We start from the raw sequence: 19,076 nt of genomic DNA, 5'->3' as shown, positions 1-19,076 counted from the left end.
TAAAATACTTTTTCCAGCTTTTTATTTATTATAGAGCGAATTATTTGCCTAAAAAGACCACACCATTCACACGTAATTTATTGATGGTGGCTGGTCCAATACCTTTGATGGATAAAACGTCATTTTCGGTTACTTTCGTAAAGGCTTCAAAACTATTTAAGTGTAAGTCATTCAAAATAGCGACTTGCTTTTCCGTTAAACCACTAAATAAAGGCTGTTCTAAGGTTGTTGGCATTGAACGAACTTTTTCTTTAGGAAATTCAATTACTTTATTACTCACAACAGGATCTGGAATTAATAATTCAGGCTCTTTTGCTTGAGAGGTTTGTTGTAAAGATTCATACAGATTTTTTAAATAGACATACAAAAATTCAGAACTGGTGACTAAGGGGGTTAAATTAGCAAGGATTTGAGCTAAATAAGTAAACTCAGTCAAGTTAGTAAAGGATTGATCTTGCGCTTTGAATATTTTCTCCAAAGGCCAAAAATCTTCGGTAAATAATTCTCCTACCTGACTATTAAGCGTTATTAATAAGCGCATTAAGGATTCGGCGGTTTCATAATCTTGATCCAGTACGGCTGTGAATAAAAGCGGGATAATCATGCCTTCATCTTCAGTTGCATCTTCAATCTCTTGGAAAAATTCGGTTGCCGATGTATAATCGTTCATCAAAGCGTAGGTTGACATGATTTGATAGCGAATACCAGCACCATCAGATTCATCAATCCCTGCTACGGATAAGAAGACATCTAACGCACTATTGTACATGCCGTTTTCCATATATAAGGACCCTAAATAATGTTGTAGACGAATATAAGGTCGTTCTTCAAAGTTTAGCCAGCCTTCTTGTTCTTGTAAATCAAAAAAGTCAGTGGCATCATCATAGATATCTTCTAATTGTTCGATCCGTTCAACAATTGAACAGTTAGGATCAATCAGTAAGATTTGCGCATCGTAATTATCGGGCCATTCGTCAAGTGCTTTTTCTAAAAGCGCCTTACGTTCACTCCAAACATCGGTGTCTAATGCTTGTTCGACAAGCTCTAATGATTTTTGTGGATTTCCTTCTGTCACATCAAATCCAGTAAATAAATTTTCCTTGTAAGTTAAATCTCCGAAAATTTCTTGAAGGAAAGCATGAACAAGTTCTTCATCCGTTTTATATAAATGGCCATTTTTTTTAATAAATTCTTGAAACTCTTTTTCAAATTTAAATTCATCGCGCATATTTTATACCCCCTGGCTAGTTATGATATTATAACATATTAAAGAAATATAATGATATTTATTTTATTAAATAATCATTTTGTTAAATAGTCAGTCCTTAGTGTCTGTTAATATGAATATATCTATTATATACTATAAAAAACAGGTTTGGGTAGGTAATAAATGGAAATGAAAAATTTATCAAAAAATCAAATATTGAAAAGTTCTGTCTTGGATTTAACTTCTCAAGGTGAAGGGGTCGTAAAAATCGATCATTTCCCTATTTTTGTTGAAGGGGCTTTACCAGGAGAAACGATTGAATTTAAAATTGTAAAATTAGGTAAAAAATTTGGCTACGGTAGATTGCTGAAAATTATTCAAGCAAGTCCACATCGCGTTGAGGCCAAAGACGATGTAGGAAGACAAATAGGGACGATGACCCTGCAACATCTTGAGTATAGTGAGCAACTGAAATTTAAACAAAAACTGGTTAAGGATGCCTTTGAACGGATTGGAAAATTTAGCCAACTAACGATTCACCCGACCATTGGTATGGAAAAGCCTTGGGAATATCGCAATAAAGCCCAAATCCCCGTTCGCCAAATAAATAACCAACTAGAAACAGGTTTTTTCAGAAAAAATAGCCACGATCTGATACCCATTGAAAATTACTATATTCAACATCCGGTCATTGACCAAACAATTTTAACTGTACGGAATATTTTAAGACAGCTACATATCTCTGCCTATAACGAAGAAAGCCATACGGGCTTAGTCCGTCATATTATTGTTAAAAGAGGTCATTATACGGAAGAAATAATGGTTGTATTCGTTTTAAACGGCAAAAAAATGCTTCATGAACAAGCCCTTGTTCAAGCCATGGTTGACCAAATTCCCCATTTAGTCAGCATTGTTGCTAATTTTCAAACCAAGGAAACAAACGTGATTATGGGGCGTGAAAACAGTGTTTTATGGGGACAAGCCTTTTATGAAGATGAGATGCTGGGTTTACGATTTAAAATTTCGGCACAATCTTTTTATCAGGTAAATACGCCGCAAGCGGAACGCTTATATCAAACAGCGATTGATTATGCGCAATTAAGTGGGACTGAGACAGTGTTAGATGCGTATTGCGGGATTGGGAGTATTAGTTTAGCTTTAGCCCAGTCGGCTAAACAGGTTTATGCCATGGAAGTCGTCGCTGAAGCCATAGCGATGGCTAAAGAAAATGCTCGTTTAAATCAAATTGAAAATGTTAGTTTTGAAGTCGGTAAAGCCGAAGATGTTTTACCTAATTGGCAAAAAGAAGGCATTCATTTTGATGTTGCCGTCGTTGATCCCCCGCGTAAGGGCTTAGATCAGCAGTTCATTCAAACGTTAACTGAATTAGCCCCGCAGCGGATCGTTTATGTTTCTTGCAATCCGGCAACTTGTGCGCGTGATTGCCGCCTAATCGCTGACGCCGGCTACACCATTGATGAAATTCAACCCGTCGATTTATTTGGTCAAACCGTCCATACGGAAGTGGTGGTTAAATTAAGTCAACCATAAACACAGCAACCGCCTCTTCACTTTCAAGAGGCGGTTGCTTTAATCTTAAAACTCGTGATATTTATTTAAAAAAGCAAAAACCTTATCCCAATAGGCTTCGCCGGCGAGTAGCGCGGACTGGCCGTGGCCAGCATTTTTTACAATCATTTTGTCTTTTTCACCTGCGCTGGCTTGATAGAGTTTTTCAGCCATATCCGAAGGCACAAAGGTATCCTTTTCGCCATGGATAAATAAGATGGGCAGCTGGGTTTTCTTAATTTGGCGAATGGCATTGGCTTCTTCTAAAAAATAACCCGCCCGGATTTTGGTAATGATACTCACGAAATTTAAGATAGGCACATTGGGTAAGTTGTATAAAAGTTTGACTTGATAGGAAAACTCAGCCCAGACGGAACTGTAACCACAATCATTAATGACTGCAAACACATTGTTAGGTAGCGGTTCACCTGCGGTCATCATGACGGTTGAACCGCCCATCGAAATCCCAAAAAGGGCAATTTTCGCCTGGGGATTTTGTTGAATAATGAAGTTAATCCAATAAATAATGTCCATGCGATCGGTCCAACCCATGCCAAAATAATCGCCTTCACTTTGTCCGTGCCCACGTAAATTCGGCATGATGATATTATAATTTTTTTCGTAAAAACGCCTGGCAAAAGGGATACTTTGCGTCGCGTTACTCGTATAACCATGCACACAAATCATCCATAGGTCATTAGGATTTTCGTTAGTAACACGGTAGGCATGCAATTTCAAATTATCGTACGACGTCATAATCAATTCTTGGCGGTCGACCTTGGTCCACCAAACTTGATCAATCTCGATTTCAATGGGTGAGCGCTCGCTCACATCCACCACATTATGTGGCGCTTTAGCAATTGTACTGCGGTCAGCTTTTGGGTTGATGGTTAACTCAAATAATTTATTCCCACTAATAAAACCCATGATAATAAATACCGCTGCTACAACAATGAGGGTTATTTCAAACATCTTGATTCGCTCCTTTTAAACCATGTGAAAAAAGGTAATTGATATAGGCGCTAGGCAATGGCCGAAGAGAATCTTTGCTAATTGATGTAAAATAAGATTGCATTTTACTTAGACAAATTATATCATGACTATGATTAGAATTCTATGAGAATGTTTGCGCGTAATATGATACAATGAAGTGAATTCTACCAAATGAAAATAAAGTGAGGTACGAATAGTTATGGAAAATGTCTCAATTGGGCTTTTAGGATTAGGAACAGTGGGTAGTGGGGTTGTGCATATTATTCATGAACATCAGGATAAGTTGCAGCATCAATTAGGTTGTCATGTGGAAATCAAAAAGATTTTAGTCAAAGATATGGGTAAACCCAGAGATATTTATTTAAATGGGGCTGTTTTGACTCAAGACGTGAATGAGATTATTGATGATCCTGAAATTGATGTGGTTATCGAAGTGATGGGTAGTGTTGAGGATACCAAGGAATATGTGAAGCGGGCTTTGAAAAATAAGAAGCACATTGTGACGGCTAATAAGGATATGATGGCTCTCTATGGCAATGATTTGTTGGAGCTAGCCCATGAGAATGGGAGTGATTTCTATTACGAAGCCAGTGTGGCTGGCGGGATTCCGATTATTCGGAGTCTGGTGGATGGTTTAGCGTCGGATAAATTAACCAAATTGATGGGGATTTTAAATGGGACGACCAATTTTATTTTAACTAAAATGTCGCAAGAGGGCAGAGAATATGAGGATGTCTTACAAGAGGCCCAAGCTTTAGGTTTTGCTGAAGCCGATCCGACATCGGATGTGGAAGGCTTGGATGCGGCTAGAAAGTTGAATATTTTAGGCGCTTTAGGTTTTTCTATGAAAATTGATTTAGACGATGTAAGTGTCCGTGGGATATCCAATGTGACAAAAAATGACTTAGAATTTTGTCATCAATTAGGTTATACCATGAAGTTGATAGCTTTGGCTGAACGTACGGACGGAAAAGTGGAAGTGAGTGTTGAACCGACATTGATTCCTAACGAGCATCCATTAGCCACGGTGAATAATGAGTTCAACGCCATTTATGTTAATGGGGAAGCAATTGGCGAATTAATGTTTTCGGGACCGGGGGCTGGGTCGTTACCAACCGCTACGGCAGTGGTGTCGGATTTAATTACGGTCATTAAAAACATGAATTTAGGTGTGACGGGCAACAGCATGACGCCTCCGCAATTTGAAAAGCAATTAAAATCAGATGATGAAATAAAAGCCAAGTACTTTATTCGTCTGCAAGCCGTCGATGTGCCAGGTACTTTTGCTGAAATAACGACTTTGTTTGGCGAGCAAGAAATCAGTTTAGAAAAAGTATTGCAATTACCGGTAGCCAATGAAGCCTTGGCTGAGATTGTAGTGACGACCTATGAAACGAAGAAAAGTAATTTCTTAAAGGTGTTGGCGTCACTTAATGATTCGCCAGCGGTTAAAAAAATCAAAAGCTATTATCGTATTGAAGGGGATGTATATTAATGTTAGGTTGGCAAGGACTGCTAAAAGAATATAAGGAATTTCTACCTGTAACGGATGAAACACCGGCATTGAGCTTGATGGAAGGGAATACGCCCTTGATTCCGTTGGATAATTTATCTAAAAAACTAGGCATTAAATTGTATGCTAAGTATGAAGGCTTGAATCCAACCGGGTCATTTAAAGATCGCGGAATGGTGATGGCAGTGGCTAAGGCTAAAGAAGCTGGCAGCCAAGCGATAATGTGTGCGTCGACAGGGAACACTTCGGCAGCAGCTGCGGCTTATGCTGCGCGGGCGAATTTGCGGTGCATTGTGATTATTCCTGATGGGAAAATTGCTATGGGAAAATTAGCCCAAGCTATGATGTATGGGGCGGAAATTTATGCGATTGAGGGGAATTTTGATCATGCTTTAACGATGGTGCGCAACTTAAGTGAAGTGGCACCAATTACCTTGGTCAATTCTGTCAATCCTTATCGCATTGAAGGCCAAAAAACGGCGGCTTTTGAAGTGTGCGATCAATTAGGCCAAGCGCCAGATGTTTTAGCTATTCCGGTTGGGAATGCTGGCAATATTACGGCTTACTGGAAAGGTTTCAAAGAATATCATGACATAAAGGGTACGGGCTTACCGCAAATGCGTGGCTTTGAGGCTGAAGGTGCCGCTGCTATTGTACAAAATAAAGTGATTGAAGAACCTGAAACCATTGCGACGGCCATTCGGATTGGTAATCCTGCCAGTTGGGCGTTTGCCGTCAATGCGGCCAATGAATCCGGCGGCGCTATTGATTCGGTTACCGATGAAGAAATTTTACAAGCTTATCAAATGTTAGCTTCAGAAGAAGGGGTTTTTGCCGAACCAGCTTCATGTGCGTCAATTGCAGGGGTGATGAAAGATTTAGCAGCCGGAAACATTCAAGCAGGCGCAACCGTTGTGGCGGTCTTAACGGGAAATGGCTTGAAAGATCCAGAAACAGCCATAGATACCGCCAGCTTTGAACCTATTGTTTTACCGGATGATCAAGCGATTGTCTTTCAACATATTTTAGGGCATGATTAGTTATGGAAAATACCTTTTCCTTTTCGATTAAAGTGCCCGCTAGTACCGCCAATTTAGGTCCTGGTTTTGATTCAATTGGCTTAGCCGTGAATCGTTATTTAACCTTGTCAGTCAAGCCAAGTAGTGATGATAATTGGACTTTTGTAGCTATGACTGAAGCAGTCAAGGGTATACCGACCGGAAAGGAAAACTTAGTCTATCAAGTGGCCGCTGCTGTGGCCGCCGATTATGGACAAGTGCTTCCGGCTTGTAGGGTTCAAATGACGAGTGATATTCCCTTGGCACGTGGTTTGGGGAGTAGTGCGGCTGCGATTGTGGCTGGCATTGAGTTGGCGAATATTTTGTTGACTTTAAATTTAAGTATGGCTGAAAAAGCCCGTCGGGCCAGTCTTTTTGAGGGGCATCCGGATAACGCAACGGCTTCCTTGTACGGTGGTTTGGTGATTGGGATGCATGATGAAACTGAAACCCAGATTGTATTTGGTCAAACACCTGAAATCGATTTGGTGGCGGTTATCCCCAGTTATGAATTGAAAACGCAAGCTGCTCGTAGTCTCTTGCCTGAAAGCATGCCCTATAAAGAGGCGGTGAAGGCAAGTGCTGTGGCCAATGTTTTGGTGGCAGCCATGTTGACCAACCAATGGTCGTTGGCAGGGAAAATGATGATGCAAGACTTGTTCCATCAGCCTTATCGCATGCAAGTGGTCCCTGAACTTAAGAAAAGTTTGGATTTAGCCTCGCAATTGGATGTCTATGGCGTTTCCTTGAGTGGCGCTGGCCCAACTGTCATGTTTTACGTCCCTCAAGGCCAAGGTCAACGCATCCAAAGCGAATTATCCAAGCATTTTCCGGGCTATAACATTCAAACATTGCAAGTCGATACGTTAGGACTTCAAGTAAATATCTCTGCTGAATGAACAGGCAGGGATTTTTTGATTTGCAGGGATATTTATTATAAAATGGAGTATCAAGTTTAAAGGGGTTTTTTTGTGGAAGCGATGATTAATGAATTACGGTATCCGAAGACAGGGGTAGCGAGGGAAAGGTTGTCTGTGTTAATCGAAAATAAGGAACGGACAACGGATTTGTTGTTGGCTGAGTTGGATCAGTTAATTGAAAATCCTAAAAAAATGGTTACCGGTGATTATAAGCTGCACTTATATGCATTCTTTATATTGGCGCAGTTTAGGGAGCCAAAGGCTTTTAGTAAAATTATCGACTTGATTTCTTTGTCTTACAAGGATAGTCAACATCTTTATGGGGATTTAGTGACAGAAGCTTTTGCGGCTATTTTGTATAGTACATTTGATGGGGATATACAGGAACTTAAATTTTTAATCGAGAATATTCACGTTAATCCGTACACCCGCGGCGCTGCATTAGAGGTTTTAGCAAAGCTCAGTGAAGATGGGCAATATGATAAATCTGAATTGGTCGCTTATCTGAAGCATTTAATTTTAGATAAAGGGGAAGCTTTTATTGAGCCTATTGCGACTGAGGTCCAAAATGTTATTATTGACCGTCATCTTTTCGAGTTGATTGATGAAGTTCAGTATTTATATGATTTAGGGTTTATCGATACACGTGCCAATGGTCCTTACGATGATTTTATCGATGCCATTCATTCAGAAGAAACAACTTGGAATCGCGTGTATGTGATTGATGATGTAATTGCGGAATTGCTTAAGTGGAATCTTGTTGAACCAACCGAAGACGACATAAAAGCCAGTGAGGCAAAACTGGCTGACCTTGAGGCAAAGATGGCTGACCTTGAGGCAAAGATGGCTGACCTTAAGGCTAGAATCGCTGCTAATGAAGCCGAGATGGAAAGAAGAAATATCCTGCTTGGTGAGCTCGGTGTGAATTATTATGACGAGTCAATCGATATTGGTAAGGTTGGTAGAAATGATCCGTGCCCATGCGGGAGTGGGAAAAAATTTAAGAAATGTTGTTTGAATAAGAAATTTATTGCAGAAACGGCTGTGGAAAAGTTCACCTTGTTAATGGATTACCCAGACAAAGATAAAATTTTGGATGAATATATCACCTTAGATGAAGAAGCTTTAGAAATTGATGAGCTGGTTTATCTTGCCTTGCATTTTAGACCTGAGAATTCGAAAAAAAATAGTCAGCCGGCAAGTTTAGCGCGCCTGAAAATTTCTTATCTGCGTGAGGCGTTAGCTTTATTTTTGGATAAAACAGGTGAGGAAGAAATTGATTCTTTTAGTGAGTATGACAGTATCTATAAATTTCACTACGGCAGCCAACAATGGGTGACGTCTTATAAGCAGTTGATGGTTGACCATCATTTTGAGAATGAGTATGCGCAAGATTTAGAAAAGGTTGAGGCTGTTTTGGAGAAGTTTAAAGTGGTAGAATAAGGGTAATAGTTGTAAGCAGCAAGTCTTCCAATAAATATCTGAACATTTAATGATTAGATGGATTTTTTTATCCTATCATTAAAGGTTCAGATTTTTTGATGTGGCGGAATACCGGCTGGGAAGTAAGTGACTGTCAGTCTATGATAGCCCACCTATGGAGGAAAATCACACGAATCATTAGGCAACTATATAATCGGGTCATTGCTCTGTTAGCAGTGGCCGGATTAATCATTTTAAACTTGAGATTTTTGCAAAAATATCAACATTCATTTACTTTTAGCAAGAATCGAGAGCTAGCAATTAAATAGATGGCGAGGGAGTGGCTATGCATCGCCAGCAATTTAATTTGGTGGCGAAGCTCACATACTTCCTCGCCAGCGTAAGCGGGAAGTGAAGCACCGTCATTTCTCATTTACCGCGAACTGGGGCGCTCACATATAAGTGGGAAGTGAGGAACCGTCAAACCTCAGCTTATTCGGCGGGCACTTTTAGCTAGTTTCAACGGACTTCCATTACCCATTTACGAGAATTAGTTGTTTGATGTCAGATTCTTGAGTATCTGACGGGAAATTAGGCGTTTGGCGTCAGATTCTTGAGTATCTGAGTATGCGGGAAGTGAGAGAACGCCAAACCATAATTCATTTGGCAGGATAATTTAGTTAGTTTCAACGGTTCTTCACTTCCCACTTACCTCACATATTCGAGTGCTTGTTGTGTGCGCGAACTGGAGCGCTCACATATTCGAGTGCTTGTTGTGTGCGCGAACTGGAGCGCTCACATATTCGAGCGCTTGTTGTGTGCGCGAACCGAGGCGCTCACATATTCGGACGGTAGTTGTGTGCGCGAACGTAAGCGGATGTTAAGTAAAGCTAATCGGTCAACAAATGACTGATTTCGTGACTGAATAAAGCTAATCGGTCACGAAATATCTGATTTCATGACCAATAAGCTTTATCGTAGTCTATTTTACGGTAATACATTTCCTGCTTACGCTCGTTCACTTCCCACTTACTCGAACTGGAGCGCTCACATATTCGGACGCTTGTTGTGTGCGCGAACTGAGGCGCTCACATATTCGAGCGCTTGCTGTGTGCGCGAACTGGAGCGCTCACATATTCGAGCGCTTGTTGTGTGCGCGAACTGGAGCGCTCACATATTCGGACGCTTGTTGTGTGCGCGAACTGGGGCGCTCACATATTCGAGCGCTTGTTGTGTGCGCCCACGTAAGTGAGAAATGACGGGATTTGATTTAGTGGGAGTAGCGGCAAATCAAGCATAAGATGTGATTGGTTAAATTACCTGTTGTTCGCTTTTGATAATGCCAACCGACTTAGTCTATCAAGTTCAGAATTATTCCTCAATCACTTCAAACTCAAAGACGTCTGTGATCTCGACACCGAATGCGTGTGCGATTCGAAAAGCCATTTCTAGTGAGGGGGAGTATTTGCCGGCTTCGATGGCGATGATGGTTTGGCGGGATGCGCCGGCTTTTTCGGCTAGTTGTTGTTGTGTCATTTCATTGTTGAAAAAGCGCAAGGTACGGATTTTATTAGTGATATTTATTTTCTTAGCCATTTGTCACACCCCTTCGGTAGAAGTACAATTGGACCATGCCTTCTAAAATTGAGCCAAAGGTGAAAGACAAATAGATGATGTTGATCATCACGGCGGGGGTTGCACCTAAAACGACAGCGATGACAGCGGCTAGAAAGCCAAAGCCTGAGAAGGCATAGCCAAAACGGACGGCTTTTAAGCTGATGAGGTTATCCATTTCGTCTTCTACCATGTCTAGTTCGAGGGTTTTTTCGATTTGGTCGCCATCAACTTGATTGCCTGCTCGGTTTTCTTTGACGGCTATTGCAACGGATAAATAGATATGAAAAGCAATTAGAATAACGATGGTTGTTACGACACCGATTATGAGAAAGAACAAGATGGTTCGTGCCCAAAAAAGTAAGTCGTTAGCTAAAAGGGGGGTTCCTTGTAGTTGATTAAAAACATAAAAGAGGTAGACAATGAGTATTAATATTTGTGAAGCCATCGTCACCATGGTTTTCTTTTCTTGATATGACATAAGACACAACTCCTTTATATATGTTCTATTTCTTAAATGTATTGTATACTATAATAAACTAAATGTAAAGTTTATTTTACAATATAATAAAATTTTATAATTCATCAAGAGGATGGTATAATAAAGGGTGAGTAACGGCGATATTTATTAAGGGGGTTTTGGTTTGAAGGGTTATAAAGGGGTTTTTTATGATTTGGATGGGACGGTGCTAAATACGTTGGATATGAATATGTATCCACTGATGAAAATTATTGAGGAGGAGACGGGAGAAGCGTGGCGTTTTGAACAGGTGATAAAGTTTGCTTCTTATCCTGGCATGGCAGTGATGGAAGAGTTGGGGTTTGAGGATAAAGAGCGTGTTTATGCGCGTTGGGTGCGTTATGTGAATGAGTATGAGGAAGGTGCGGTGGTTTTTGAAGGGTTTGTGGACGTGTTTGAAGCATTGGCGTCTAAAGGGATTGTTCAAGGGATTGTTTCGGCAAAGACACGGGAGCAGTATGAAGTTGATGTGGTGCGTCAAGGGCTTGACCGTTTTATGCAGCTAGCGATTTTAGCTGACGACACTAAACAGCATAAGCCACACCCTGAGCCTTTGTTGTTAGGTTTAAATCGTGTCAATTTATTGGCAGATGAGGTATTATATATAGGTGATTCATTGGCCGATTATCAGGCTGCCCAGCAGGCGCAGATGGACTTTGCGTATGCTAAGTGGGGTAGTATGTCGGCTGAAGGGATTTTACATCCTACCTATGTTTTGCAACAACCTAAAGATGTGTTGACGTTGTTTGAATGATCAATTTGGAGGCTAAGTATGTTAGATAAAGAGTTAACGGCACAGCAATTGAAAAAGATGCCGTTTTGGGATTTTATTGGTGGCGAAGTCATTTCGATGGAAGAGGGTGAAGTGATTTTAGGGGTGAGGAATCAAGCAAATATTCAGCAAAATCTAGGCTATATTCATGGCGGTGTGCTGGCGACGCTGGCGGATACTTGCGCTGGTTTGGTGGCCCTGTCGGTTTTGCCTGATGTGAAGGCCGTCGTGACGTCCGAGTTTAAAATTCACTACCTGCGCCCAGCCACCAGTGAGGCGGTTCATGCCGTTGGCACTGTTTTGAAGCGGGGGAAGCGCCAAACCATCGTTGAGATTGAGTTGAAAGATCCTGCTAGCGACAAGCTGTTAGCTAAGTTCATCGGCACCATGGTGCCGGCTTAATTATCTAATAAATATCCCTTGATTAGGTGGGGGGGTGAAAGGGCGTTGTATAGCCTTGGTAGTTACTTAAGCTACTGTACAAAAACTAACGTAAGTAGGTTAGGTTAAGTGGAACAAACTCGGATAGAATATTCCACTTTATGCACACTGGCGATGAAATCTCGTCTATTCTAGCTAAGCATCAAGCAAAATTTTTGGATGAGCTTGTTATTATTAATTTCCTTCCACATTCCACTCACCTAAGAAGCCAACCGATTTTTTATTAGGTCACATAAAAGGCAAAAATCGGTTCTTCCATTCCAATTAATTACAGGAGGTGATAGTTATCACACTAATCAAATTATCGGTTGAACATTTCGAAGCGGTCTATGCTTTAATGGAAGCTTCTTTCCCAAGGGAAGAATATCGTTCCGTTGAAGAGCAGTTGGCTTTATTTTCGCGTCCTGAATACCAGGTTTATGGGTATTTGTCTGAACAAGTATTAGCGGCGTTTTTGGCAATCTGGGATGGACCAAGTTTTGTGTTTTTAGAGCATTTTGCGGTTGATGAGCGTTTTCGCGGTGGCGGACTAGGTTCGAAGTTACTGCTTGAGTGGTTGGAGTTGGACGGTCAAACAAAGCCTGTTATACTAGAAATTGAACCACCAGTAAACGAAATTCAAAAAAGGCGTGCCGCTTTCTATGAAAGAAATGGCTTTGTGTTAAGTAATTGGTCTTATGAGCAACCGGCTTTGTCAGATGATAAAGAGCCTGTTCCCGTGGTTTTGATGACTTATCCTAAGGTAATAAGTGAGCAGCTTTTTACCGAAGTTAAAGATTGGGTGTTTGAGCAGGTTTATGGGCGATAAGATAATTGTGAAGCGTTTAGATTGGTGACGAACGACAAAAGTAGCGTTCGATGAACCTTATTTATGTTAAGGTTGTACGCGATTGGGAGGAATTATTGATGAAAACAACAAAAGAAAATATCTCTGCTAAAGCGGAAGGATTGCTTGCAAAGTTAGGACCCAATACCTTGCGTGGGGAACTTCGCAAGTTGGCTAAAGAAATTAAGCTAGATCATGAATTAGCCATGGAATTGTGGTCAAGTGGTGAACTGAATGCGCGAATGTTAGCCATTTTAATCATGGATAAAAAGCAATTGGACGCCAAAGAAGTTGATCGATTGATTACCGATATGTCAGAGCATCCTTATGATGAACGCATCAGTTTGATGGATTGGTTGTATGCAAATCAACTTAGTAAAAACAAGAAATTACTCACTTTGATTGATTCTTGGGAACACAGTGATTTGGCCTTGCAACGCCGAACCTATTGGTATTACCAAGCGCGTCAACGTTGGACAGGGCAGACCCCACCGGATAATACAGCTGAATTATTAGATAAAATTGAAGCGGGCATGGCTGATGAAGTGCCTGAAGTTCAATTCACCATGAATTTGACAGCGGGTTGGATTGGTATTTATGACGAACAGTACCGCGAACGTTGTATAGATTTGGGGGAACGGTTGGGCTTGTATAAAGGGGAGATGGTTTCCAAGGGGTGTACGCCATCTTACTTGCCGGAGTTTATTGCTATTGAAGTTGGTAAACGAAGTTAAACTTTTTTGTGACAACAGCTATGCTAATGGGCATGGCTTTTTTGTTTACTCGTAAGTGAGAAGTAAATGACCGGTGATTGGATAAGCCGTATCTTATATTTTTGATTTGCCGGCTTTCGATTCTCACTGAAAGCCGTCAAGTGGGTTGAGCAGTTGAAATTGAAATGACGAATCCTTCAATCCCCCGCCAAACAGCGACTCATTTGGCGTTCGCTCGTGAATCCCCCGCCAAACAGCGACTCATTTGGCGTTCGCTCGTGAATCCCCCGCCAAACAGCGACTCATTTGGCGTTCGCTCGTGAATCCCCCGCCAAACAGCGACTCATTTGGCGTTCGCTCGTGAATCTCCCGCCAAACGGCGCCTCATTTGGCGTTCGCCCAGGTGACGAGGAAGAACATAAACTTCGCCACCGTAATCGGGAAGTGATAGGCCGACTTTCGATGCTCATCTAAGTTATTGTCACATGGAAATATCTGAGTATCAATAACGTTTTCTCATTTGCCACTTACTTTTCCACTCGAATTTTGGACAGAATCCAGTTATTCTGTCCTTTTTTACCAGGATTTTGGACAGAATCCAGTTATTCTGTCCTTTTTTACCAGGATTTTGGACAGAATCCAGTTATTCTGTCCTTTTTTACCAGGATTTTGGACAGAACCAAATTAATCGGTCATTTGCTACTCGAGCAGATGACCGATTAGCTTTATTCAGTCACGAAATCAGTCATTTGATGACCGATTAGCTTTATTTAACGTCCGCTCACTTCCCGCTTACGTAGAAAATAGGAACAACCTCTACAACCCCATTCCCAATTCCTTACTTACCACTCACCGCCGGTTGTGATGCATAGACCCTTCCATCATCTGCTGCATCTGACCGTCTTGCATATGATTGGAGTCCATCATCTGCCTGTGATGCTTTTCAAAGGCTTGCATAATATCCGCGGTGGAATCATCATCGAATTCGCCATCCGTATAATCTTCGCCGGCAGTTTCTAGCTGAGACATTGCATTCATCCGGCCCATAGACATCCCCATTTCCATCGCTTGCATCATCATTTCATCTGAACTTTGATAAAGATGCATAGTTTGATTTTCGTCACTCTGATAGTTTTCAAAATAAGCCATCATATGACGATTTTGATTCTCGTTTTGACCAGCCACTGTAATATAAATATCCTCAGTATCCATCGCTGCCAAAATTTCTTCCATCAACCCTTCAAATGTTTGAGCATTTGACGTCAGACTAGACTGACTCACATCCCCATGTTCATCATAATTAATAATTTCCACCACCCGATTAAAACGATTAAAATGCACTTCAATCGACGTCGTACTATCAATCGAAACAGCTGAAACGGGTTGTCGATATACAAAGAAAGCAATCAACCCAGCCACCAAAGCCAGAGACACCGTCGTCAACAGCGTTCTATGGCGATACCAACGCTTTTTGGTTTGTTTGTCACCTTGTCGATGCATGTAGTCAAGCACTGATGCGACCGTTTTATCTTTTAACTCTTGTTCAGCGTGAATACTGTCAAAAGCTTGTTTGATTTTATTTTCCATTAGATGACTCTCCTAACTTAACCTTTAACAGATCCCTTGAACGCGCCAGTCTAGTATAGATTGTATTGGGATTTTTATTTAAAAGCTCTGCAATTTCAACGGCTGAGTATTCCTCGTAATAAAACAAATAAAGAACCTCGCGATATTTACTTGGTAAAGAAAGAACGGCATCAAGCAACTCGTTTGAACCTGTATCTATCGAAACGCTTAACTGATTATGAATCACTTCATCACGATTGAAAACAAAATGGCTTTTATAAAAACTTTTCAGGAAATCCTTACATTCATTAATGGTTACACGAATTAGCCACGCTTTCTCATGCTCCTTAGAGTCAAAGAGTGGAGATTGCGTCGCATATTTAATGAAAACATTTTGAAAAATATCTTCCGTATCGGCCTGGTTCTTCAAATAAACCATGCAAATCCGCTTAATCGTGTCGCCATATGTTTCAATAGCCTCTACGACACTCGCTTCACTCTTCATAATTCCCACCTTTAACTAAATATCTCTGCTGATCAATATGGATGCATCATCTGAAACTGAGGACCAAACGAATTGAATCGACCTCTTTGATGTTGCAAATATTGCGGCATCCAACCATCGGCATCCATTTGATGACAATGAGGGTAATCATCGTACTCATTGGTTTGTGTTGGACGTTGGTTTCCCGGCACAGCTGCTGCATAAACACTTGTTCCACCAACTAATAATAAAGCCCCAACTGCTAAAAGCACCATTTTCTTTTTCATGATAAAACACTCCTATTTTTTATTGAAGAAAACCTTCTTCACTTATAATACGAATGAGAAAGTCAAATCCTTTCAAAAAAATAAATAATTGATGAATTGCTGTCAAACTCATAAAAAATACCCCAATATCACTTCCTGCACAGGGCAGTAACTTGCTCGAGATACTGGGATATTTATTAGGGTTTTAATTATTGTTCCGTTGGGTTGGTAATTGAACCGGCCATGATAACTGCATGCATGGCATCATAATGGGATACTTTGTACACGATATTACCATCTTGCCAGATAACCGTGTTGTCTTTGTAGTTACCTGTTGGGGTCACTCTCAAAGTGATTTGGCCCACGGAAGTCGGCGCTGGTAAATAGATTTCTTCAAGATAGGTCACAATTTCTTTGGCTAATGGGACAGGATCTTCATTATCAATATTAGATGCCTGAACCACCAAACTCCAGTTACCTTCTTGCCAATTTAAATAACTTGACCCGGCTGCACCTTGCATATAACCGGTAATGCCATAACCTAAATCAACTTTTTGGCCTTGCAGATCTAACACTTGTTGAACCGCATCCGCTGCATGTTGTTCGGTATCATAGGTTGATTTTTGAAAGGCAGCGATGGGGGTTAAATTATTGACGGCTAAATCATTGATTTCGATGGGTTTATCTTCGGCATAATAGAGAATGTTGAAATCGTCCTGATTACGGCTACCTGTCGTTGCGGCCGTGACATAAAGCGGGTCATTCTCTGTCAATACGTACGTCGGTAAAACATCCGAAGGATAAATGGCCGCTAAACCATCAATAATCTTTTGGGCATGGCTTTTAGGCGAAACACTTTGTGCATGAACGACGGGATTAGGAAAAACCCCTAAGTAAATATCTCCGAATATTAACCCTGGTGCGAACATAGCAACAACTAACAATAACATCCATTTCTTCAATGAATATTTCATTTTAATACGCCTCCTATGATGTTATTGTACTCCTAATTGGCGTGTTTTACGATTAATTTGATTGCGTTTACTATAAGCATCTTTTATAATCCATTCGAATCTGACAATGCTATAATTATAGGTGATTTAAACTGTCAGGAGGATGTTATGAACGCAAAATTCAAAAAAGCTTTAATCTATTTAGGGGCACTGGTTGTTGTCTTCCTAATTGTTGTACCTTTAACAAGGAGTTTAACGCCCGTGGCAAAAGGTGCTGTCCATGCAACCATTACCACCATTTTTTTCTTTTTAGTTTTTAATATTTGGAGTAGTTTCCGCTTGATTACGCCGCAAAAGGTGTGGACGACAGTTGCCATTTTAGTTGCTATGGTCGTTATTTTACCTGTTGCAATTGAAATGTTAGCCGCTTGGCCGATTGTCATCAAAGGGTTTATGCATCTAGTACTAGTCGGACTAATTCTAGGATTGATTATTTATGTCTGGCGCGACCCAGCTAAAAACTGAGCGAAGTTTGCTTCGCTCAGTTTTTTTAGGCATTTTCAATGTAGTCTTTTAATATGACTAAGTGACTGGTGGCGATGTCTTTGGTCGCGGTCAACAATGTGACGGTTTCGTCTTTTGCTTTTTGGGCAATTTCGCGGCAAGCCTCTAAAGCCTGTGCATTCTTTTCCAACTCGGCCCGATATTCCATAGAAAACTCGGCAAAGTCAATCGCTTGGCTGTGATATTCTTTGCGTAGTTCATTGGAAGGTGTAATATCCTTATTCCACGCATCAATCTGCGCCTCTTCCTTACTCACACCCCGTGGCCACAAGCGGTCCGCCAAAATCCGGTAGCCATCAGTGTCTTCCGCTGCTTCATAAATCCGTTTCAACTTTAACATGTCATCACCTCAATAAAGTTCGGTTAGATTATGCTCTCTATCTTTAAACATTTCACGATTTAAGGGTTTGCGTTGCCTTAATAAGCCTGCCACTTCCTTGCGGGCATCAGCATGATTAGCAAACAGGATGGCCAATGGGATATCTTGGTCATCTAAGTAGGCAATAGTGAATTTGCCTGAATCGAGGTCACCCCGGATAACCGTATCAGCCCACTCACGCGTATTGCCTAAATACTCAAATGTCTGGTCATATTGGTCGGTCCAAAAGTAGGGCATCACCTTAAAGGCTTTACTTTGGGGGTCGATAATATTGCTTGCCAATGTCTTTCCTTGATTAAAGGCATTCTCCCAATGTTCAATATGAATCATTTTGCCATTGTATGGCCAAATCGTCGCATCTCCAACGGCAAAAATATTTGGTAGTGAACTTTCACTAAATTCATTCACCACAATCCCATGATCCACCTCTAACCCAGGCACCTCTAACGTCAAGTTAGGCACAACTCCTACACCCACAATAACCATCTGCGCTGGCACAACCACCCCTTTATCCGTTACGACTGCTGTCACTTGATTAGCATCATCCACTTGAAAGTCACTCGCACCACTACCAACAATAAATTTTATCCCATGCGCTTGGTGCATCTTCACAAAATAATCCGACGCATCCATACCAATAATCCGTCCTAAAGGATTTTGCGTATATTCAATGACCGTAATATCTAACCCAAAAGTCGACAAAGTAGCCGCTAACTCAAGCCCAATAAAACCGCCACCCACAATCGCCACTTTTTCCACCTCTTTGGCTCGCTCCTTAATCGCCAAAGCATTCTCAAAGTTCCGCAAATAGTATATTCCCTCAGCATCCGCATGCGGCACATCAAGTGTCCGCAATTGCGACCCCGTCGCCAACACCAAATACTCATAATAAATATCCCCTTTTTCGTTAGTGCTGAGATATTTATTTTGAGGGTCAACCGCGGTAGCTTGCGTGTTGAGAAGCAGGGTAATGTCGCGCTCATCATAAAAGGCCTGGTCCTGCATGTACGGCGGATCAAGCTTTTCACGATCCTTCAACCAAGTTTTCGACAACTCCTTACGATCATAGGGCAAATAAGGCTCTTTTTCAACAATCGCAAGGGTTCCAGTATAGTCCAGGGCACGCAATTGCTTAGCCACATTGTAACCAGCAATCGACCCACCCACAATCAACGTATCAAACTTCATTTTGTTACCACCTTTCTTTAACTTGTCAGCCTCTCTTAAGTAAAGTATACCTTGTTCGTGCCTGAAAGCGAATGAAAGTGCTTAGGGGATGGGGGAAATGTGGTTTAT

The 19,076-nt window shown here is 41.1% G+C and carries 20 protein-coding genes; 10 read left to right on the top strand and 10 right to left on the bottom strand.

Features of this window, described 5'->3' with window-relative positions:
* Window positions 1-40 precede the first annotated feature (40 nt).
* On the bottom strand, window positions 41-1,228 hold the full coding sequence (locus NRE15_RS04740) for a tetratricopeptide repeat protein (RefSeq protein WP_313794453.1): 1,188 nt from the start codon (window positions 1,226-1,228) through the stop codon (window positions 41-43).
* Window positions 1,229-1,396: 168 nt separating this feature from the next.
* Here NRE15_RS04740 and rlmD point away from each other — a divergent pair, with 168 nt between their 5' ends.
* A complete protein-coding gene (rlmD, locus tag NRE15_RS04735) occupies window positions 1,397-2,758 on the top strand; it encodes a 23S rRNA (uracil(1939)-C(5))-methyltransferase RlmD (RefSeq protein WP_313794948.1) in 1,362 nt (453 codons plus the stop codon).
* Window positions 2,759-2,803: 45 nt separating this feature from the next.
* Here the strand turns inward: rlmD and NRE15_RS04730 are convergent, their stop codons facing one another.
* On the bottom strand, window positions 2,804-3,748 hold the full coding sequence (locus NRE15_RS04730; protein WP_313794452.1) for an alpha/beta hydrolase: 945 nt from the start codon (window positions 3,746-3,748) through the stop codon (window positions 2,804-2,806).
* A gap of 220 nt (window positions 3,749-3,968) precedes the next feature.
* Here NRE15_RS04730 and NRE15_RS04725 point away from each other — a divergent pair, with 220 nt between their 5' ends.
* The 4 genes from NRE15_RS04725 to NRE15_RS04710 all read left to right on the top strand — a co-directional run bounded on the left by NRE15_RS04725 (window position 3,969) and on the right by NRE15_RS04710 (window position 8,703).
* A complete protein-coding gene (locus tag NRE15_RS04725) occupies window positions 3,969-5,264 on the top strand; it encodes a homoserine dehydrogenase (protein ID WP_313794451.1) in 1,296 nt (431 codons plus the stop codon).
* Complete coding sequence (gene thrC / locus NRE15_RS04720) at window positions 5,264-6,322, top strand: threonine synthase (RefSeq protein WP_313794450.1); 1,059 nt, start codon at window positions 5,264-5,266, stop codon at window positions 6,320-6,322. The genes NRE15_RS04725 and thrC overlap by 1 nt, the downstream gene beginning before the upstream one ends.
* 2 nt (window positions 6,323-6,324) lie before the next feature.
* A complete protein-coding gene (gene thrB / locus NRE15_RS04715; RefSeq protein ID WP_313794449.1) occupies window positions 6,325-7,239 on the top strand; it encodes a homoserine kinase in 915 nt (304 codons plus the stop codon).
* A gap of 81 nt (window positions 7,240-7,320) precedes the next feature.
* Entirely contained in the window at window positions 7,321-8,703 is a 1,383-nt protein-coding gene (locus NRE15_RS04710; protein ID WP_313794947.1) for a DUF1186 domain-containing protein, read from the top strand.
* 1,350 nt (window positions 8,704-10,053) lie between these two features.
* Here the strand turns inward: NRE15_RS04710 and NRE15_RS04705 are convergent.
* Both NRE15_RS04705 and NRE15_RS04700 read right to left on the bottom strand, forming a co-directional pair.
* Complete coding sequence (locus tag NRE15_RS04705) at window positions 10,054-10,278, bottom strand: helix-turn-helix transcriptional regulator (RefSeq protein WP_313794448.1); 225 nt, start codon at window positions 10,276-10,278, stop codon at window positions 10,054-10,056.
* On the bottom strand, window positions 10,271-10,777 hold the full coding sequence (locus NRE15_RS04700) for a hypothetical protein (RefSeq protein WP_313794447.1): 507 nt from the start codon (window positions 10,775-10,777) through the stop codon (window positions 10,271-10,273). Before NRE15_RS04700 ends, NRE15_RS04705 begins: the two co-directional genes overlap by 8 nt.
* 163 nt (window positions 10,778-10,940) lie before the next feature.
* Here NRE15_RS04700 and NRE15_RS04695 point away from each other — a divergent pair, with 163 nt between their 5' ends.
* The 4 genes from NRE15_RS04695 to NRE15_RS04680 all read left to right on the top strand — a co-directional run bounded on the left by NRE15_RS04695 (window position 10,941) and on the right by NRE15_RS04680 (window position 13,589).
* Entirely contained in the window at window positions 10,941-11,570 is a 630-nt protein-coding gene (locus NRE15_RS04695; RefSeq protein WP_313794446.1) for an HAD family hydrolase, read from the top strand.
* 18 nt (window positions 11,571-11,588) lie between these two features.
* Complete coding sequence (locus NRE15_RS04690; RefSeq protein ID WP_313794445.1) at window positions 11,589-11,990, top strand: PaaI family thioesterase; 402 nt, start codon at window positions 11,589-11,591, stop codon at window positions 11,988-11,990.
* 376 nt (window positions 11,991-12,366) lie between these two features.
* Window positions 12,367-12,837 (top strand): GNAT family N-acetyltransferase, encoded by a 471-nt coding sequence (locus NRE15_RS04685; protein WP_313794444.1) that lies wholly within the window; start codon window positions 12,367-12,369, stop codon window positions 12,835-12,837.
* 98 nt (window positions 12,838-12,935) lie between these two features.
* Window positions 12,936-13,589 carry a DNA alkylation repair protein gene (locus NRE15_RS04680; RefSeq protein WP_313794443.1) on the top strand — a complete coding sequence of 218 codons (654 nt, stop codon included), beginning with the start codon at window positions 12,936-12,938 and terminating at the stop codon, window positions 13,587-13,589.
* Window positions 13,590-14,417: 828 nt separating this feature from the next.
* Here NRE15_RS04680 and NRE15_RS04675 read toward each other — a convergent pair.
* The 4 genes from NRE15_RS04675 to NRE15_RS04660 form a co-directional block, all read right to left on the bottom strand.
* Window positions 14,418-15,155: an anti-sigma-I factor RsgI family protein gene (locus NRE15_RS04675; RefSeq protein ID WP_313794442.1), complete on the bottom strand. Its 738-nt coding sequence runs from the start codon at window positions 15,153-15,155 to the stop codon at window positions 14,418-14,420.
* Window positions 15,145-15,639, bottom strand: a complete 495-nt coding sequence (locus NRE15_RS04670) for a sigma-70 family RNA polymerase sigma factor (RefSeq protein ID WP_313794441.1) — start codon at window positions 15,637-15,639, stop codon at window positions 15,145-15,147. The genes NRE15_RS04675 and NRE15_RS04670 overlap by 11 nt, the downstream gene beginning before the upstream one ends.
* 32 nt (window positions 15,640-15,671) lie before the next feature.
* A complete protein-coding gene (locus tag NRE15_RS04665; RefSeq protein WP_313794440.1) occupies window positions 15,672-15,905 on the bottom strand; it encodes a hypothetical protein in 234 nt (77 codons plus the stop codon).
* Between the two features lie 188 nt (window positions 15,906-16,093).
* Entirely contained in the window at window positions 16,094-16,858 is a 765-nt protein-coding gene (locus tag NRE15_RS04660) for a hypothetical protein (protein WP_313794439.1), read from the bottom strand.
* Between the two features lie 147 nt (window positions 16,859-17,005).
* On the opposite strand from NRE15_RS04660, the gene NRE15_RS04655 reads away from it, so the two are divergent.
* On the top strand, window positions 17,006-17,362 hold the full coding sequence (locus tag NRE15_RS04655) for a hypothetical protein (RefSeq protein WP_313794438.1): 357 nt from the start codon (window positions 17,006-17,008) through the stop codon (window positions 17,360-17,362).
* 25 nt (window positions 17,363-17,387) lie between these two features.
* Here NRE15_RS04655 and NRE15_RS04650 read toward each other — a convergent pair whose 3' ends face one another.
* Both NRE15_RS04650 and NRE15_RS04645 read right to left on the bottom strand, forming a co-directional pair.
* Complete coding sequence (locus tag NRE15_RS04650) at window positions 17,388-17,741, bottom strand: DUF488 domain-containing protein (protein WP_313794437.1); 354 nt, start codon at window positions 17,739-17,741, stop codon at window positions 17,388-17,390.
* 9 nt (window positions 17,742-17,750) lie between these two features.
* A complete protein-coding gene (locus NRE15_RS04645) occupies window positions 17,751-18,968 on the bottom strand; it encodes an NAD(P)/FAD-dependent oxidoreductase (protein WP_313794436.1) in 1,218 nt (405 codons plus the stop codon).
* Window positions 18,969-19,076 lie beyond the last annotated feature (108 nt).

It is taken from the genome of Fundicoccus culcitae, from assembly GCF_024661895.1.
In the GTDB taxonomy this organism is placed as follows: Bacteria; Bacillota; Bacilli; order Lactobacillales; family Aerococcaceae; genus Fundicoccus_A; species Fundicoccus_A culcitae.
The sequence above is the reverse complement of the archived record's forward strand: the minus strand, read 5'-3'. Positions and strand labels throughout refer to the sequence as shown.

Bases quoted from the DNA above. Each gene is read 5' to 3' on its own strand.
- NRE15_RS04740 (WP_313794453.1), bottom strand. From the start codon at position 1,228: ATGCGCGATGAATTTAAATTTGAAAAAGAGTTTCAAGAATTTATTAAA.
- NRE15_RS04645 (WP_313794436.1), bottom strand. From the start codon at position 18,968: ATGAAGTTTGATACGTTGATTGTGGGTGGGTCGATTGCTGGTTACAAT.
- NRE15_RS04650 (WP_313794437.1), bottom strand. From the start codon at position 17,741: ATGTTAAAGTTGAAACGGATTTATGAAGCAGCGGAAGACACTGATGGC.
- NRE15_RS04685 (WP_313794444.1), top strand. From the start codon at position 12,367: ATGGAAGCTTCTTTCCCAAGGGAAGAATATCGTTCCGTTGAAGAGCAG.
- NRE15_RS04680 (WP_313794443.1), top strand. From the start codon at position 12,936: ATGAAAACAACAAAAGAAAATATCTCTGCTAAAGCGGAAGGATTGCTT.
- thrC (WP_313794450.1), top strand. From the start codon at position 5,264: ATGTTAGGTTGGCAAGGACTGCTAAAAGAATATAAGGAATTTCTACCT.
- rlmD (WP_313794948.1), top strand. From the start codon at position 1,397: ATGAAAAATTTATCAAAAAATCAAATATTGAAAAGTTCTGTCTTGGAT.
- NRE15_RS04675 (WP_313794442.1), bottom strand. From the start codon at position 15,155: ATGGAAAATAAAATCAAACAAGCTTTTGACAGTATTCACGCTGAACAA.
- NRE15_RS04670 (WP_313794441.1), bottom strand. From the start codon at position 15,639: ATGAAGAGTGAAGCGAGTGTCGTAGAGGCTATTGAAACATATGGCGAC.
- NRE15_RS04655 (WP_313794438.1), top strand. From the start codon at position 17,006: ATGAACGCAAAATTCAAAAAAGCTTTAATCTATTTAGGGGCACTGGTT.
- NRE15_RS04660 (WP_313794439.1), bottom strand. From the start codon at position 16,858: ATGAAATATTCATTGAAGAAATGGATGTTATTGTTAGTTGTTGCTATG.
- NRE15_RS04710 (WP_313794947.1), top strand. From the start codon at position 7,321: ATGATTAATGAATTACGGTATCCGAAGACAGGGGTAGCGAGGGAAAGG.
- thrB (WP_313794449.1), top strand. From the start codon at position 6,325: ATGGAAAATACCTTTTCCTTTTCGATTAAAGTGCCCGCTAGTACCGCC.
- NRE15_RS04730 (WP_313794452.1), bottom strand. From the start codon at position 3,748: ATGTTTGAAATAACCCTCATTGTTGTAGCAGCGGTATTTATTATCATG.
- NRE15_RS04665 (WP_313794440.1), bottom strand. From the start codon at position 15,905: ATGAAAAAGAAAATGGTGCTTTTAGCAGTTGGGGCTTTATTATTAGTT.
- NRE15_RS04700 (WP_313794447.1), bottom strand. From the start codon at position 10,777: ATGTCATATCAAGAAAAGAAAACCATGGTGACGATGGCTTCACAAATA.
- NRE15_RS04705 (WP_313794448.1), bottom strand. From the start codon at position 10,278: ATGGCTAAGAAAATAAATATCACTAATAAAATCCGTACCTTGCGCTTT.
- NRE15_RS04690 (WP_313794445.1), top strand. From the start codon at position 11,589: ATGTTAGATAAAGAGTTAACGGCACAGCAATTGAAAAAGATGCCGTTT.
- NRE15_RS04725 (WP_313794451.1), top strand. From the start codon at position 3,969: ATGGAAAATGTCTCAATTGGGCTTTTAGGATTAGGAACAGTGGGTAGT.